Raw genomic sequence first — 16,174 nt, 5'->3', positions numbered from 1 at the left:
CGATAGATGGCATCGCGCGTCTCCATCATGGGGCCGACTTCTTCATCAGGATGTCGTATTGCCATAATCCGCTTGCTCGCGAAACGCTGTTCCCAACATAGCACGAGACGGTTTGGCAACCCAGTGATTCGCTCCTCCAGTGTCCCTTAATGTAAGCCATCGCACTTAGCACGCCGCGCATTTATCGCATAGTGGTTCGCGTAAACAGAATCATCTGTTCTCGGGGTAATGGTTCAGCGGTGCGTTGTTTGCGTGCCGCGGTCGGATACGGAACAGGTGCCGGGGCGAGGTGGCCCGGCACGCATGACGCGGCGTGCGTGACCCGACGCACGCGCTGCGACGAGAAGCCCGTCAGGGCAGAAATTTTGGAGCTTGTGCATGGCACTGGATAGGCCTTCATCGAACGGGTATCGCGACGGAGCAGGAACTGCTTCGCGCGATACGTTTAGGCTTACGCTGGCCGAATTGCTGGAAAATGTGTTTGATAACCGATACGTATTTCTTGCAGTTTTTACGGGATGTTTTCTGCTGGCGCTGATATATGCCATTGCAGCAACGCCGATATATTCCGTCGATACGTTGATACGGGTTCAGGAAAACAAGCATAGTGCGCTGGGTTCGCTCTCGGAGATTTCAAACGCACTGGACATCGAGAATTCGGCGGTGGTGGGCGAAATCGATATCGCGCGCTCGCGCACGGTTGTCACCCAGGCGATCGACGCGACCGTCGCGCAGGCCGATGTTTCGGTCAGGAACCGGATTCCGCTTGTCGGCGGGTTCCTTGCTTCGATTCTGTCAAAAGATGCGGACGGCCTCGTCGTCCCGCTGTTCAATACACCGTTCTGGGCCTGGGGCGGTGAGCAAATCGAATTCAGGAAATTCGACGTTCCGGATGCGCAGGTCGGCAAGAAGCTGGAGTTTGATTATCTCGAAGGCAACCGGTTCGTATTGAAGGACAGCAATGGCCAGGAAGTGTTGAGGGGGACGATCGGCGAGCCGAGCGCAGGTAACGGCTATCTGGTGGACGTATCGCGGGTCGTGGCGCGCGCCGGTACGGAATTTCGCGTGAGGCGGGTCCCGACGCCCGTGCGGCTCGACGCTATCCTGGAGAAGTTGAGCGGGGCGGAAACGAAGCGCCAGTCGGGCATCATGCAACTGAGTCTCGAGGACTCCGATCCCGTCTTTGCCGCACGACTGCTCAACGCGATTGCAGCGGCTTATCTGGATGCCAATGCAAGAAGGCGCTCCGAGGATGCCGAGCACAGTCTGGCGTTCCTCGACACGCAATTGCCGGTGGTGAAGGCACGGCTGGAGCAGGCGGAGCAGGCGCTGAACACGTTTCGCAACACGCAAGGGTCGATCGATTCGCAAGGCGACGTGAAGCTGCTGATTGACCAGTTGGCGCTTGTCGAGAAGTCGCGGCTCGAAGCCAAGCTCGAATATCAGGACCTGTCGTCCAAGTATGTTGCCGGACAACCCCAGCTCACTGCCGTCGCCAACAAGCTGAAGACGCTCGATCAGCAGTCGGCCGAATTGAAAAGCAAGGTTGCGCACTTGCCGTCGCAACAGCAGACGTATTTGCGCCTCGCGCGCGATGTTGAGGTCAACAATCAGCTCTATGTCGGGTTGCTGAACAACACGCAGCAGTTGCAGATCGCGAAAGCAGGAACGGTTGGCAATGCGTCCGTCATCGACAAGGCTGACGTCAGTGACAAGCCGGTTCGGCCGAAGCGCATGCTCGTGATGGTGCTGGGCGCCGCGATCGGATTGATACTGGGCGTTGCTGCCGCGCAATGGCAGGCCTTGTTTTTCCGGTACGTTCGCGATCCGAAGCATTTGGAAGCGATGGCGGGTATCCCGATGTTCGGCATTCTTCCCGCCTCGCCGCATCGGATCGATGCCGGCACGAGCGACAGGTCAGCATTCGTCGCCGTCAGGGAGCACCCCGATACGCCGCTGGCCGAAGCGTTGGAAAACCTGGCGTTGCTGTTGCGTTACAGGGTCAGCGCGGAGCACGGCAAATCAAAGACAGTTCTGATCACCGCTCCCGAGCCAGGGCAGGGCAAGTCGATGATCTCCGCCAATCTTGCTTACCTGTTCTCGGAAAGTGGCTTCAAGACCTTGCTCGTGCGTGCCGATGCAGGCGATTCGGGCATCGAGCGACGCTTGCCGGTGAAATACGAGAAGGGCCTGGCCGAGGTGTTGCAAGGCTCGCTCGAACTCAAGAACGCGATTGTCCACGTTCATGAAAATCTCGACGTGCTGCCTGCGGGAAAACCTGGCAAGCCGTTGCGGAACCTGTTCGGATCGGATCGGCTGGAGGCGTTGCTCGCGTCGCTGCGAGGCCAATACGACATGATCGTCGTTGTCTCGCCATCGGCGCGTCCGGTAGCACATGTCGCCCTGTTGTCGAGGTTTGCCGATGTCACGTTGATGGTCGCACGGCAAGGCTCGGTCAGCTACGCCGGCGTGATGGACGCGATCGAGCACTTGAACCGGGTGGGAGCGAATGTGGACGGGCTGGTGTTCAATGGGCTCGAACCTTCGCCGTTTCGTTCCGGCTATTACGCGAACGCGCGTCGGCCGGTGAAAGAACCCGGGTCCCGGGCTGATTCGGGCGGCGTCGTATCCGATACGTTCTTGCTAAGGGCATGGGGGCGGTTAAGAAAGGAGCTGCTCAGAAACGTTGCGTGATATCGGTTGGCGCGGAGCGTACCAGACAGGCAATTTTTCTGTCGCGAAACCCATGCGCAGGTCGATGCGGATGCGACGCGCGTCATGTCGTTTCTCAGGGTTTCCCGGGTTGCGATCGATGAACGACAGCGACGTGATGTGGGACAGGCTCGATACATTGACTTGATGTCGGACGTTTCCGATTTCGCCGCGAAGGCGAATGGCATCCTGGCCGGGCCGCGCTCGGTCCGACATTATCGGACGCAGCTCGCCACGTATCCACTGCGCGCGACCGCGATCGTACGCTCAGGCAGTCCGCGCGTGATCTTTCAGGAGGATGCGGCGCTCACGACACCGATACCGCCGGGTCCTGATCTGCGGATCTGCATGTCATACCAGCATCGCAAGAAGGCGTCGGAAGCACGGTGGTCGAGCGGTGCATGAGCAATGGAATGAATTTCGGATTGCAGCATGATGGATAACACGACGCGCGCGGCACGGGTTGACGAAGGTCCAATATCCGCAACTGGCGTGACGGTATCGACGCTATTTGCACTTGCGTTGCTGATCAACGCGGTGCTGCCGGCGCTCGGCATGAAGGAGTCGAGCGCCGCGTGCACGCTGCTGCTGGCGACATTGGGACTCGTCGGCCTGGTCAAGTATCGACCGGTATTTGCCGTGTCGATGCTCTACGTGCTGGCGATCGGGCTGACTGCATTCCTGGCGGGTGTGGGGTTGGAGGGCGGCGGGTATCTTCGGGAAACCGACATCTCCGGCGAAGCGACCGGCGCGTTCAGCCGGCTGCTTTCGTTCTATCTGATTTTTGTCGTCTGCGCGCTCGTTGCATTTGGCCGCTTCCTGGACGAACGTCCTGCGCGCGAGCCGATCAGGGCGCGGATAGCGTTGCAACCGATCAGCATTGCACTGGGGTTCGGACTTGCGGCCGCGATTATCGCGACCGGCGTACTCGCGGGCCTGACGTCGGGATTCTCGTTGTTTACCGGCATCAACCGCTACGCGCTGCGCAATGACGCATCGAACGGGGCGATGTTCAACCTGTTCCTGAACAACCAGACCTTCATGGGTTTCTTGTTGGGGACCATCGCCACCAGTTCCGACAAGCGCATCCGGCTGCTGGCGATCCTGACGATGGCTGTCGACCTGGGGCTCAACGTGCTGCATGGCGAACAGTTCATGGCCGTGCTGCACATCGGCCTGTGCTCGCTGGCGCCGTTCATCGCGATTCATGCGATGAACGGCAAGCCGGTCGTCCGTTACCTGGGTATCGGTGCGGGGTTGGCGCTATTGCTCGGCACCGTCTCCATCGTTTACGCATACAGAGGGCAGGGGCTGGAAGTGACCGATGTCATCTCGTCACGTTTCCTGCTGCAGGGCCAGCCGTGGTACGTGGTGGATGGCGACGCACATATGTTCGCGGCGCCGGTGCTGGGCGGTACCGCTGCATTCTGGCGTTTCGTCAGCTCTCTCGGTTCCTGGACAATGCCAACCTTTTTCAACGATGCCGAGCCGAGCGGCTTGCGCGACTTGATGATGGCGTATACCGAGCCCCAGCTCCTCAAGGCCTACATATTCGACGACGTGACCTTCACGATGGGAAACATGGCCGTGCCCGTGTATTGGTTCGGTTATGCCGGAGGGGCGGTCTTTGTCGCGATTACCGGCGTCGTGTACGGTGCGCTGGGTGCGCTGCAGATTCTGGTCGCGATGCGCGGCGGGGTCGTGATGCTTTGGCTGATGGCGAAAGTCTTTTCATATGCGACCTTCGCGGTTCAGCAAGGCGATTACTGGATGATGTTCGGATCGCGTACGGTCTTTTATGCAGTGGCTGCACTGGTCTGGTGGTATTGGGTCGACACGAAGAACGCGAAGCAGGCGAGGTAGTCCCGGACGCTTGCGTTCACGGTACACCCTGGTGCTCTGCCGGCGTGCCGCGATGGAATTCGTGTGACCCAGGGCACACAACTGATTGCAAACATTACGTATTATTTTTGAAAGCAAAACGTTCTTTGTTTTGTCGATACCGGGCAGCGGATCGTTGAATATTTGATATCGGCATCCTTGCTTATGGAGTTCTCACCGTTCCAGCCATGTCAAGAGTGAAGAATTCGGGGCATCTGCAGCATGTCGATGCGATGCGTGCCGTTGCGGTGATACTCGTCATATGGACGCATTATGCCGAGCGCTTTGCTCCCCTTGCGGGATCGCAACACGTGCTCGACACACTGCAACGCTCGATGAATTTTGGACGAGTCGGCGTTGTGATTTTCTTCGCGATCAGCGGCATGCTGATTCCTGCCAGCCTGTACGGGGAGGCCGGAGCGGGAACCAGGCGGTTTCTCGTTCGAAGATTCTTTCGGCTATACCCGGCATATTGGCTGGCGCTTCCTGCCGGATATTTTGTTCATTGGTATCTGTTCGATAAAAGAATGGGTGTCGATGGATTTTTTGCAAATGCAACCATGATTCCGGCCGCATTCGGAGAGAGCCTGATCCTGCCGCATGGCTGGACGCTGGAAACGGAATTGTATTTTTATGGATTGTGTCTGATCTTGTTCTGGTGCGGCGCGCTTCACCGGATGCGCTATCTGTGCCTTGTCAGTATCGGGCTGTGCGGTCTGTTCGTGGCGAGTCTCGCGCTGCGACTTGTTCCAGCCAGTCTGCTCAGTCAGTACAAGACCATGCCGTATCACCTTGGGATCATGTTTTGGGGGGCCTGCTTTCGTCAGGCGTACGACACTCCTTTCCAGTTGTTGCGTGTTCGGTGGAAAAAGGGCGGTACGCCGACGCAACTATCCATGACTTACAGGTCGGCGGCGGCGTGCGTGGCGATGTTGATTGCCGGCATTGCACTTGTGGGGGCCATCAGCGACTGGCGACATCACAACATGGACCATCTTCCGACTTCGTTCGCTTATGTGATCGGTATTGCGATGTTCGTGGCACTGGCGACTTTTCTGAAGCTTCGGATTCGCGTGCTGTCCTGGATCGGCGAGATCAGTTACTCAGTCTACTTGTTGCACAGTCTCCCGCTGTTTGTTGCGTTCTGGTTGTGCCAGCGCTTTCACGTCGTTGGATGGCCTCTCGGGGTTTACATGATCGTGCCGATCCTGCCTTTGATTCCATTGTCTTGGGCCGGCTATCGATGGTGTGAAGCTCCGTTCGTGCAGCTTGCGCGTACGCTCACTGCCCGACGGAGCGGGGGAGCGTTCGCGTCTGGAGGTGCTGACGGCTGATCCGTGCGCGTCGATCGCATCGGCGCTCAGGTCGGCCGGAAATGTGAAAGTCGACGCCTCGCGGATCGACGACTGCGCTCGGACAGCTTCAAATCATCAAGTTCGAGCATGACGACGCGACGCATGCCCATCGATCGCTGAAATCCTGCCCGCCAAGCAGGTTCCGGTGCTCGATGGACTTGGCAGCCGTCGCGTGATGCCGCGTCCGGAATTGCAGGGGCAATTCCGGTTCGACGCCCGTGGCCTCGCTCGGACAGTTTTTCCGGGTTTTTCAAGTGGAATATCCGGCGTGATCCTGTTGCGCAGGCAGCGTCGCGAAGTTTGTATGTAGGCCACCAGCGGCACGAGCAGGATGCCTGCAGCGACCGCGCACTCGTCGAGCCGCTTGAGCGCGGGGTATCGTGCGCGGCGTGGTTTCGGTGGCGGTAGCAACGGCTGGATCGGGGACCGCGACTCATCATCGAGTATCGATTTGCCGCGTCCTCATCGTGAGTGAAAAAACAAAGACGTTAACAGAGCCGGCGGCGGGTTCACCGCCCCTGCGACTCATCTTGTCAGATCAAGGACCAAATCATGACACCCATCCAGTTCAATGGATGCGTTGGCTGGCTTCACGAGGGGACTCGAACACATGGCATCGTAATTTGCGAGCCGCTGGGTCACGAAGCACTTTGGCTTCATAAGCTCGTACGTGCGCTCGCCGAGCATCTTTCGGACCGCGGATTTCCGGTGCTGCGCTTTCACTATCCGGCGAGCGGCGATTCGCTTGGCGACGAACGCGATCCCAACCGCTTTGACGGCATGGTCGACAGCGTCCGGCACGCGGTCCGGGCATTGCGGGAGCGCGTCGCGACGGACAGTCTGACGCTCGTCGGCGTGCGTGCCGGCGCGGCGGTTGCGCTTCTCGCCGCGGATGAAATCCCCGGGCTTACCCGCTTCGTCGCGCTTGCGCCCGTGGTGCGCGGCCGCAGCTACCTGCGCGAGCTTTCTTCCGTCGGGCAACGCTGGCTCGACAACGTGCCGCCGACCGTGCGGCACGCGGTTCGAGACGAGACGCCGCTCAATGTACTCGGTCACGTGTATCCCGACGATCTGGTCGCAGCGCTCCGGCGTATCGACCTGTGTCAATCCGCCGGTCAATTGCGCACGTTACCGGCGCGTGCGTTGCTCGTCGATGCCCCGTACGGCGATGGCGCGGCACTGTCGGATGCGCTGCAGGCGCGTGGCGTCGTGGCGAATGTCCACCCATGTGCCGACTGGGCGGTCGCAATGCGGGAACCCATCTGGTCGCGGCTACCGGATACGTTGCTCGACACGATTGCAGCCTGGATCGACGACGATCCCGACGCAACCGTTCGCGTCTCCGCGCCGGGCCCCGGCTCCGATGTGGTGCTGACCGGAAATGGCAGTGTCGAACGGGTGATTCGCGTGGGAACGCGGCAATTGATCGGAGTGCTGTGCGAGCCGACCGAAGACATCGTGCGTGCGGCCGCGCCGACGCTGCTGATCACCAATACGGCCGCGAATCCGCGCGTCGCGGACGGGCGGCTCGCGGTTCGACTCGCCCGGGCGCTGGCAGCGCGCGGTATCTGCAGTTTGCGTATCGATTCGAGCGGAATCGGTGACAGCAGCGAGCGTGTGCGCGACGACCAATTGGAGATTCCGTATTCGGATCAGATGATCGTCGACATGGTCTCGGCCGCAAACTGGCTGAAAGACACGGGTCATCATCAGGTCGTTGCGTTCGGGATTTGCTCCGGCGCGTACACGTCGCTTCATGCTGCCGCTCGCGGGCCGTTCGCGGGTGTGATCACCGTCAATCTCCCTCTGTTCGTGTGGCCGCGCGGAGAGACTCTCGCGAACGTGATCAAGAATCAGACGAATTCGATGCGCGGCTATATCGCATCGTTGCGCAGCCCCTGCAAATGGCGGCGCCTGCTGCTCGAAGGTCGTGATCTGCGTCCGGTACTGCGCGCAGTATTGCGCTTCGTTGTGGATGTCGTGTCGGTGCCGATCAGGCGCGTCGCGGAGCATGGCGGGCGAGGTCCGGGCACGGAAACCCCGCGGGGATTGCTGCGTGACCTGTCGGCGCGCGGCATCCGCACCCATCTGATCTACGGCACGTTCGATCCGGGCGTCGACGTATTGGTCCGGCATTTCGGTCCCGCATCGCGTGCGTTCGCGCACTTGCCGAACGTATCGGCTGACTTGCAGGACACTGTCGATCATTCGCTGCACGGCGGCAGCGCCGCGCAGTATGTGATCGACCGTTGCGCGGCGCTGCTTGCATGTTGGCGGAGCCCGGCGGCGCTTGCGGCGCCGACGAAAACGAGTCGCGCGATTTCGTCGCATGTGCGTAAGCGTCACACCGAATCGACGCACTGAGTCGCAGCGGGAGCCTGGTGGACAGGGCGCGTCGTATCGCTGCCGCTACCACGCTCTCCGGTTCGAGCGTCGCGGAAAAATTTTCCGCTGCACCGTGCAGTTCTTGCGAGCCCGTGTCTAAGTAACCGGGCGTACAGATTCGCCGTTCCTGAAACATTATCGTGGTCGTGTCGTGTTTCGCGTGGCCAATTTTCGAAGCGGCGCGGCAACGTGAGTCCGTTCACGTGTAGCGACGAAACGAAATTGCCAGGAATGTCGAAAATTGAGCAAACTTCATTGTCAACAAGCGGCATGCAGGATCGCGCCTGCCGCACGGCGGGGCATCGGCTTGCGACGCCGCGTCGAGACGATCGCGCGAAATCGCGAGGGCGGCGACAGGACGCCGCTCTCCCCGTTTCACGCATATCGAGGTCCGTCGTGATGCGTGTATTGGTCATCAACGACTTCGTGCGAAAAGGGGGAGCGGAGGAGGTGTACCGGGTGTCCGTCGACGTGCTGCGCGCACGCGATGACGTGATGGTCGAAACATTCGACGAGCACGCGCTGTCCGGTGTCGAAAACAATCGGCGCGCACGTGCGTGGTCGCCTGCCGCTGCACGTGCCCTCGTCGCGCTGCTCGAAAGATTTCGCCCGCAACGCATTCTCGTACACAACTACCACAACCTGCTATCGAGTGCGATCCTGCCCGTGCTAGCCCGCTACAAGCAGCGCTCGGGGTGTGGTTTGTACATGACTGCGCATGATTACCACCTGGTGTTCTACAACCCGAGCCTGCAGGTCTATTCCCGCGGATACGCGCAGCCGTTGTCGCTTGACGAGTTGCACAGGGGCAGGCGCTTCGTCTCCATCGCCAGTCCGCACGGGGTTCTCCACGATGTCGTGAAGAAGTTGCATTGGCACGTTGTCAATGCGCTTTTCGACCCGCTCGGCCTGTTCGACGAGATCCTCTGCCCAAGTCCGTTCATGCGTGACCTGATCACGCGATTCGGGCGAACACGCGCCACGCTTCTGTCGAACCCGATTGATGCAACCCTGGTTCCCCGCGCACCGAAGCCCGCGCAATCCGCGCGTCTCGATCTGGCATTCGTCGGACGTATCGAAGCGGACAAGGGTCTTGCGCAGTTTCTCGAGCTGATGGCCGGACCCGCCGGTGATGGCATTGCCTCGTTCACCGTCTATGGCGACGGGTCGGAGCGCGGCACGCTCGAGAAACGCCACGCCGACCTTGTCGACGCTGGAAGGCTGCGTTTTGCCGGTCGTCTCGATCACGCTGCGCTGTTTGCCGAACTGTCGAAGCACGACGCTCTCGTGCTGCCGTCGATCTGGGTGGAAAACGCGCCCCTCGTGATAGTCGAGGCAGCAATGCTTGGCCTGCCGGCGCTGGTGCACGACATCGGGAGTCTGTCGACATTCGGGGACGAGATCGGCAACAAGATTCTTTACCGGAACACCCCCGACGATTTCTCGCGCGCAATCGACGCGCTACGTGCACACCTCGACAACGAACGTCGCCACTACGATTGGTCTCGTTACTCGGTCGACTGCTACGCATCGACGCTGTATGCCGTGCTGGGCATCGATGCACCCGTACCGCACACGTCCGCGCATTGACAGTCGACGCACGGTTCACTATCAGCCCAGAAGGGACGATGACTGCCATTCGCAAAAATTTCGCGATGTTGTTCGCGTTGCAAATATCGACGTATGTCGTGCCGCTCGTCACGTTGCCGCTCCTGACGCGTGCGCTCGGCCCGCAGCAGTACGGACGGCTGTCGTTCGTGCTCGCGGTGACGACGTATTTCATCAATCTGGTGAACTACAGCTTCGACCTGACGGCAACGCCGCGTGTTGCGCTTGCCGGCGACCGGGTCGAGCGATCGAGAATATTCTGGACGACCGTTTGCGCTCAATGGTCGATGGCCGTCGCAGGTTTCGCCGTGCTCGTTGCGATGACGCAGCTGATTCCGTATTTTGCGGCGGAGCGCATGCCACTGTTGATCGGTTTCGGGATGGCCATCGGCGCGGCGCTGACGCCAGGCTGGTACTTTCAGGGCATTCAGAAGTTGAGCGTATACAGCTTGACGGTGGTGGTGTACCGCGCACTCAGCGTCGTTGCGTTCTTCCTCTGGGTCCGCACGCCGGACGATATCCTGCACGCGGTTGCCATCAACGCGGCGGTGCCGTTGCTGTGTGGATTGACGTTGCTCGCTTACCTGTTCATTGGCCGCGAGATTGCGAGCGTTCGCGTGCGGTTCTCCGATATCGTCGTTGCAGTGAAGGACGGCACGCAGGTCTTCCTCGCGTCGACGTCGATCTCGTTCTATGCGTCGACCAATACCGTCCTGCTGAGTATCGTTTCGGGCAACGTTGCCGCCGGCTATTTTGCGGCAGGCGACAAGCTGATCCGTGCCGCCGTCGGCCTGTTGCAGCCGCTGAGGGCAACCACCTACCCGCACGTCACCTATTTGATGCATCACGCGCGCGACGAAGCATTCGCATTCCTGCGCAAGCTGATCGTTGTGCAGGGCGCGCTGGTACTGGCGATGTCGGCAGTGATCTACGGGTTCGCGCCACTCGCGGTCCGGATCCTGTACGGTCAGACGTTCGCGCCGACGGTCGGCGTGCTGCGCTGTCTTGCACTGGTGCCGTTCATGGCATCCATGACCGATCTGTTCGGCGTTCAAACGATGCTGCCGCTCGGCATGAAGCGTGTATTCAGCACCATCCTGATCTCGTCCGGCCTTCTGAACGTAACGATACTGCCGCCGCTTGCTTCGCTATTTGCGGAGCGCGGCGCGGCAATCGCGGTATTGATGGTCGAAACGGCCGTGGCCGTGGCGCTCGTGTACGTCATCTGTCGCGAGCGGGTCGGCCTGATCAACTTGCCGGCGAGATCGAGGTAGCGCGATTGACGCACTACATGCGCAGTATTGGCGCGGGGCGATAGCGCGACCGCCCCAGGATTCCAGCGGGCCGACGTGATCGAACAGGATCGGTCGGGCCGTCATGCATGTCCACGCGCGAGGGCGATGACGAGGATGCTGCCCGCGGGGAGGGATCGTTGCGGGCCTGGTCCGAACGCTTCTGCAGGAACGTGCCGATTTGCCGGTGAACGTGCGAACGCAGTATCGTGGTCGTCGACATGACCGCCGATACGGCACGGCTGCTCCGGTCGTCGTGACGATTACGGATACGATCGACCGCGCATGTGTCGGTTTCGGCGAGGATAGGGCGCAGGCGCGGGCGTTGTCGACACGCCCGATCGTCCTACAATCCGTTGAATATCTCCGACATTATTTCCGCGCTTCTGCTCCAGCGATATTGTTCCGCATGCAGACGGCCCTTCCGCTTGAGCTCGGCTCTGAGCTCGGTGGAATCCAGCAGGTGCCGCAATTTTTCCGCAATGTCGTCCTGCGAATACGGGTCGCAGTACAGCGTCGCATCGGAACAGACCTCCGGCAGCGCCGCGGATTTCCCGACAACCGTCGGGCAGCCATATCGCATCGCTTCGAGAGGCGGTATGCCGAATCCTTCGTAAATCGACGGGTAAAGGAAGCACGCCGCGTTTTGATACAACGCCTTCAATTGCTCGTCGCTGATATAGCCGACGTACTTGATGTTCGGTTCCGCGGCCGAGACATGATCCTGTTTTCCGAACACAGTGGTGTTCCGCATCCCGACGATGACGAGGTCGACCGACGGATCGTCGATCTGACGGAACGCCGCGATGAGCCGACCGAAGTTCTTGGTGGGATTCATGCTGCTGACCGCGAGCACGAACCGGTCCGGCGTCAGCGAATGCGCGCCGAGCACACTCGTGTCGGGTTCCAGCGAGTCGAGATGATCCGCACCGAGCGGTACGACGCTGATTTTATCGATGGAAACGCCGCAGTGGTGAGCGAGGCGATCCCGTGAAAAACGGGAATTGGTCAGTACGCAAGCGGAGGTTCGTGCGAGGATCCAGAACATGATCCGGTACCAGGCCCGAAACGAACGGGAAAAGTGTGCGGGCGTGTCGAATACAGCAGCATCATGCATGTAGATGATCTGGTTGCCGACGAAAATGGACGCCGAATTGCTGAGATTGACAATGCGGCCGCGACGCGCGAAAAGGGGGAGAACCAGCTGCTCCCAGACCACGCCCTTGTAGAACCCCACCTTGACCGTCTTCGCTCCGCTCACCGCCGCGCCTGGCTGGGGAGGGACAAGGACGGTTACCGGATCGTGCGGTTGGACCCTGATCAGGGCGGCGATCAACTCGCGTGCGACGCGTTGTACCCCGGTCGTTTTCTGCGTGGTGAAGCGGCCGTTGTACACAAGTGGTTTCGGTTTCTTGAATGCGATCATGTCGGCAATTGAATATCGAAATCGGAATCAGGCTTTGACGTGATCCGGGGCAACCGGCTTGAAATCGCCGGTGTCGGCACGCGTCCCGTCGGTGTCCAGCCCGTAAAGGGCATGCCACTTCCGGTATATCGTGCTCATCGAAAACCGCCGTATCGCCAGTTCCCGGGCGGCCGCGCCCATTTTTTCGCGGAGATGCCGGTCGTCGCGAAGCATCGACAGATACCCGGCCATCTCCTCGGCGCTTGATGCGACGTATCCGCTCACGCCGTGAATCACGACGTCGCGATTGCCGATGACATCCGTTACCACGGCCGGTATGCCGGCGACCTGGGCTTCGATCAGCGCGACCGGCATGCCTTCCCAGCGAGAAGTCTGGACGTAGATATCCAGTTTCGACGTGAGCTCCAGTGCACGCGCGCGGGTTACCCAGCCGGTGCAGACGACGGCCCGGCCCTGGCGGCGATCCGGAATCTCGGCAACGTCGCCGCCGATCCAGAGGAACTCGACGTCGGCATCGTCCAGCCTGTCGGCGAGATGCACGAATGCTTCATGGTTCTTCTGGAACGACGCGCGGCCGCTCATCCCGATGACGACTTTGCGATCGTCGCGTGTGCGACGGAGCGGAATTTCCGCGACATCGACACCGTTCTCCACCAGTACCGCCGATTTCGCACGAACCTTCCGCTTGATTTCTCCGAGCTCGCTACCCGAGCACGCGACGATGGTTCCGCCGATGCGAGCCGCGATGCGTTCGAAGCTGAGATAGGTGAACTGCTTCAGGGGCGAAACGTCGCCACGCAGGAACGAGAGTCCGTGCGGCGAATAGAGGACCGTCGCATTCGGGGCGGCGATCCTGGCGGCGATCCGTCCCAGCACGCCTGCCTTCGACGAATGCAGATGAATCGTGGCCGGCTTGCAGTCGCGAAGGTTCCCGACCAGTGTGCGCAAGCTCAGGAGATCCTGTTTGACGCTGACCTCACGCGCCATGTCGACGTGGACAAGCTTCACGTCAGGCCGAAACAGCGTTGAAAAGTCGGCTGGCGTTTCCGGTCGGATCGAATGCAGTACCGTCACATCGACACCGGTTGCCGCGGCATGATTGGCGAGATGGGTCAGCATCGAAAGCACGCCGCCGCCAAACGCTTCGGCAATATGAACGATCTTTTCAGTGGTCATCTTTGAGTCTATCGATTCGATCGCACTTTCCATCGCCCACCGTGACGACGAGGGCAGGGAATCGTCAGGTCACCGGCGGGTTGTGCCGGGACAACATCAGATTCCGTTAAATACGTATTCCTGATTGATAAATGAGCGGCAATCGTGTCATTCGATTCGTTCGGTCGTGGTCAGCGTCGCGGTTGGGTGACGCGGCCGGGTTGTGCGACGGATATCGGGCCGACGTTGCGTAAAACGACGCATGACCAGACGTTGAAACAACCGGAAACGGGGTATGTCCCGGGGGCGAAGACCCGGCAGGGCGCAACGCCGTGCGCCACTTGCCGGATCGGTTCTTTCGTCCATCGGATACCGGCGCTCGACCGCGACGAATCGGGATTCCACAACCACGAATACCTGTCGTGGCGCGTGCATCAACCGGTCCTGATCATTGTGAAGCGCATGCGCGACGTGCTGGGTGCGATGGCTTACCGAAGAAGCGATTCGGCGGCGGCAGTCCCGGACCGACAGCATTCATCGGAGTCGATCTCATCGGGCGCACGGTGCACGAGCGCCGATTCCATCGCGTCGTGCAGGTGCGCGCCACGATCGTCGTTGCGGATGTCGACGGTCAGTCGTGAACGGGAACGAACGATCCGGAGGCCCGGCGTTGCTCGTTACTCATCGGCGCAACACCGGCGGGACGTGGTTGTCGGGAACCGGCATTCGCCCGATTCGTGCCATAACGTGTCGTATCGAGGCAGGTGCAGTGGCGCGTGGCTGGCTGGCGCCCACCGGGCGCGCTGGATTCACAATCGGGATCGGCCCGCGCCGATGCGGTCCGTCGATGCCGGGTATCTTGGTCTGCTGACGCACCGAAGGCCGTACGGATCAAATGATCTAATCGAAAGCGCCGTCTCGTCCGTTTCGACGGACTCGCGGACATGCGCCGCGGTCAGTGCTTGATCGTCGACGGAACGGTTGCCCGCTACGGCTGCGGGGAAATCGGTGTCGGCGCCACGGCGGTGAACCGCATTGGCCGGCGCACGCAGCGGGTCGAACCCGCGTACCTCGACGTGTGCCGAGTTATTCCAGGGAAAAGATGCGATATGCGTAGATCACAATGGCTGTCTCGCGCATGCCCCGTGATCGCCGGCATGTTCATGGCTGGCGGGTTGTCGTGGCCGTGGCTCGCGATGGCCGCATCTGGTGCGCCGGAACCGGGTGCACTGCATGCGAATCTACCGGATGCATACGTTCATCCCGCCCCCGACGCGGCCGATCAGGCCGATCAGCTGCAACGCGCGCTGGACAGGTTGCAGCCCGGCCAGCGGCTGATGTTCGCGCCGGGGCGGTATGTCGTCGGCCGTTCGCTGTTCGTGCGGCAGCCGCGTGTCGTGCTGTCGGGTTACGGCGCGACACTGATCGCGACCAATCCGGACGACCAGACGATCGAGATGCGTGGCGACGGTACGACGCTCGTCGGTTTTCAGATCACGGGAACCGGCACGACGCGCCTCGCGACACGCGAGTCGACCAAGGTCGAGGTGACGGGGCAGGACGTGCAGGTGCTCGACAACCTCATCGACGGCGGCGCCAGCGCCGGCATCTTCGTGTATGGGGGGGCGGACGTCGCGATCGTCGGCAACAAGGTGCTGTCGACACTCGCGGACGGCATTCACGTGACGCACGGCGCGCGTAACGTGCTGGTTCAGGGCAATTTCGTGCGCGGCACCGGTGACGACATGATTGCCGTGGTGAGCTATCAGGGCGACGGCGCGCTGAGCCGCAACGTGCTGATCACCGGCAACGCGCTCGAAGGCAACGCATGGGGGCGCGGGATCACGGTGGTCGGCGGGGCGGACGTGACGATCGCGAGCAACATCGTGCGTAACGTACAGGTGAGCTCGGGGATTCTCGTTGCGCAGGAAGACAGTTTCCGGACCTACGGCGCGTCCGACGTCCGGGTCGAGAGCAACGTGATCGCGAATATCCAGACGGAGGCCAGCCGGACCGATCCGCGCCCGCTGACGCAGCAGGCCGCGATCGAGGTCAGCACGGGGTCGGGCTCGGCGTCGCGCGTGGCCGTGGTCGGCAATCGCGTGTCGCAAGCGCGGTTCGACGGCATTCGCTTATGGGGAAACGTGTCCGGCGTCCGGCTCGAGGACAATCGATTGTCGGGCATCGGCGGGATGCCGGTGCGGATCGGTCCCACGCAGGATTGCGCTGCCGGCGCGGCGAAAGCCGCACCGTGTGCGGCGGTGCTTCAAGCCCGCTCGGTCCCGTCCGACGTGGCGGGGGCGGATACGTCGCTGCTACCGCGCGTACGCGAGTTTGTCAGGCAGCGTTGATGACCGCAG

At 61.0% G+C, this 16,174-nt stretch carries 10 protein-coding genes and 1 pseudogene; 8 read left to right on the top strand and 3 right to left on the bottom strand.

The genetic code is table 11. The annotated features are described in order from the left end of the window. Window positions 1–378: 378 nt before the first annotated feature. The 4 genes from ACPTTF_RS25975 to ACPTTF_RS25960 all read left to right on the top strand — a co-directional run bounded on the left by ACPTTF_RS25975 (window position 379) and on the right by ACPTTF_RS25960 (window position 5,927). Complete coding sequence (locus tag ACPTTF_RS25975; protein ID WP_423368778.1) at window positions 379–2,694, top strand: GNVR domain-containing protein; 2,316 nt, start codon at window positions 379–381, stop codon at window positions 2,692–2,694. A 165-nt stretch (window positions 2,695–2,859) separates the two neighbouring features. Continuing rightward, window positions 2,860–3,117, top strand: coding sequence for a hypothetical protein (locus ACPTTF_RS25970; protein WP_423368777.1), 258 nt, complete (start codon window positions 2,860–2,862; stop codon window positions 3,115–3,117). Window positions 3,118–3,144: 27 nt separating this feature from the next. Further along, window positions 3,145–4,575, top strand: coding sequence for a DUF6418 domain-containing protein (locus ACPTTF_RS25965; RefSeq protein WP_423368776.1), 1,431 nt, complete (start codon window positions 3,145–3,147; stop codon window positions 4,573–4,575). Window positions 4,576–4,781: 206 nt separating this feature from the next. Next, window positions 4,782–5,927 (top strand): acyltransferase family protein, encoded by a 1,146-nt coding sequence (locus ACPTTF_RS25960; protein WP_423368775.1) that lies wholly within the window; start codon window positions 4,782–4,784, stop codon window positions 5,925–5,927. Between the two features lie 342 nt (window positions 5,928–6,269). On the opposite strand, the pseudogene ACPTTF_RS25955 reads toward ACPTTF_RS25960, so the two are convergent. Beyond that, a pseudogene (locus ACPTTF_RS25955) lies at window positions 6,270–6,395 on the bottom strand (IS5/IS1182 family transposase); the annotation flags it as partial. Between the two features lie 105 nt (window positions 6,396–6,500). Between ACPTTF_RS25955 and ACPTTF_RS25950 the strand changes: the two are divergent. The 3 genes from ACPTTF_RS25950 to ACPTTF_RS25940 all read left to right on the top strand — a co-directional run bounded on the left by ACPTTF_RS25950 (window position 6,501) and on the right by ACPTTF_RS25940 (window position 11,215). After that, entirely contained in the window at window positions 6,501–8,312 is a 1,812-nt protein-coding gene (locus tag ACPTTF_RS25950) for a serine aminopeptidase domain-containing protein (protein WP_423368774.1), read from the top strand. Between the two features lie 420 nt (window positions 8,313–8,732). Next, the gene (locus ACPTTF_RS25945) at window positions 8,733–9,923 is read left to right on the top strand and encodes a glycosyltransferase (protein WP_423369883.1); all 1,191 of its coding nucleotides are present in this window, start codon (window positions 8,733–8,735) and stop codon (window positions 9,921–9,923) included. A gap of 38 nt (window positions 9,924–9,961) precedes the next feature. Further along, on the top strand, window positions 9,962–11,215 hold the full coding sequence (locus ACPTTF_RS25940; protein WP_423369882.1) for an oligosaccharide flippase family protein: 1,254 nt from the start codon (window positions 9,962–9,964) through the stop codon (window positions 11,213–11,215). 364 nt (window positions 11,216–11,579) lie between these two features. On the opposite strand, the gene ACPTTF_RS25935 is transcribed toward ACPTTF_RS25940, so the two are convergent. Both ACPTTF_RS25935 and ACPTTF_RS25930 read right to left on the bottom strand, forming a co-directional pair. Then, entirely contained in the window at window positions 11,580–12,659 is a 1,080-nt protein-coding gene (locus ACPTTF_RS25935; RefSeq protein WP_423368773.1) for a glycosyltransferase family 4 protein, read from the bottom strand. A gap of 27 nt (window positions 12,660–12,686) precedes the next feature. Beyond that, window positions 12,687–13,835, bottom strand: a complete 1,149-nt coding sequence (locus tag ACPTTF_RS25930) for a glycosyltransferase (protein ID WP_423368772.1) — start codon at window positions 13,833–13,835, stop codon at window positions 12,687–12,689. 1,088 nt (window positions 13,836–14,923) lie between these two features. Here ACPTTF_RS25930 and ACPTTF_RS25925 point away from each other — a divergent pair. Next, window positions 14,924–16,165, top strand: a complete 1,242-nt coding sequence (locus ACPTTF_RS25925) for a right-handed parallel beta-helix repeat-containing protein (protein WP_423369881.1) — start codon at window positions 14,924–14,926, stop codon at window positions 16,163–16,165. The last annotated feature ends 9 nt before the right edge of the window (window positions 16,166–16,174 follow it).

The organism is Burkholderia crassaminum (assembly GCF_964265005.1).
Lineage (GTDB): Bacteria > Pseudomonadota > Gammaproteobacteria > Burkholderiales > Burkholderiaceae > Burkholderia.
Note: the sequence above shows the minus strand (reverse complement) of the source record. Positions and strands in the feature narration are given on the sequence as shown.

Coding starts and splice junctions, on each gene's coding strand:
- ACPTTF_RS25975 (WP_423368778.1), top strand. CDS start 379: ATGGCACTGGATAGGCCTTCATCGAACGGGTATCGCGACGGAGCAGGA.
- ACPTTF_RS25970 (WP_423368777.1), top strand. CDS start 2,860: ATGTCGGACGTTTCCGATTTCGCCGCGAAGGCGAATGGCATCCTGGCC.
- ACPTTF_RS25965 (WP_423368776.1), top strand. CDS start 3,145: ATGATGGATAACACGACGCGCGCGGCACGGGTTGACGAAGGTCCAATA.
- ACPTTF_RS25960 (WP_423368775.1), top strand. CDS start 4,782: ATGTCAAGAGTGAAGAATTCGGGGCATCTGCAGCATGTCGATGCGATG.
- ACPTTF_RS25950 (WP_423368774.1), top strand. CDS start 6,501: ATGACACCCATCCAGTTCAATGGATGCGTTGGCTGGCTTCACGAGGGG.
- ACPTTF_RS25945 (WP_423369883.1), top strand. CDS start 8,733: ATGCGTGTATTGGTCATCAACGACTTCGTGCGAAAAGGGGGAGCGGAG.
- ACPTTF_RS25940 (WP_423369882.1), top strand. CDS start 9,962: ATGACTGCCATTCGCAAAAATTTCGCGATGTTGTTCGCGTTGCAAATA.
- ACPTTF_RS25935 (WP_423368773.1), bottom strand. CDS start 12,659: ATGATCGCATTCAAGAAACCGAAACCACTTGTGTACAACGGCCGCTTC.
- ACPTTF_RS25930 (WP_423368772.1), bottom strand. CDS start 13,835: ATGACCACTGAAAAGATCGTTCATATTGCCGAAGCGTTTGGCGGCGGC.
- ACPTTF_RS25925 (WP_423369881.1), top strand. CDS start 14,924: ATGCGTAGATCACAATGGCTGTCTCGCGCATGCCCCGTGATCGCCGGC.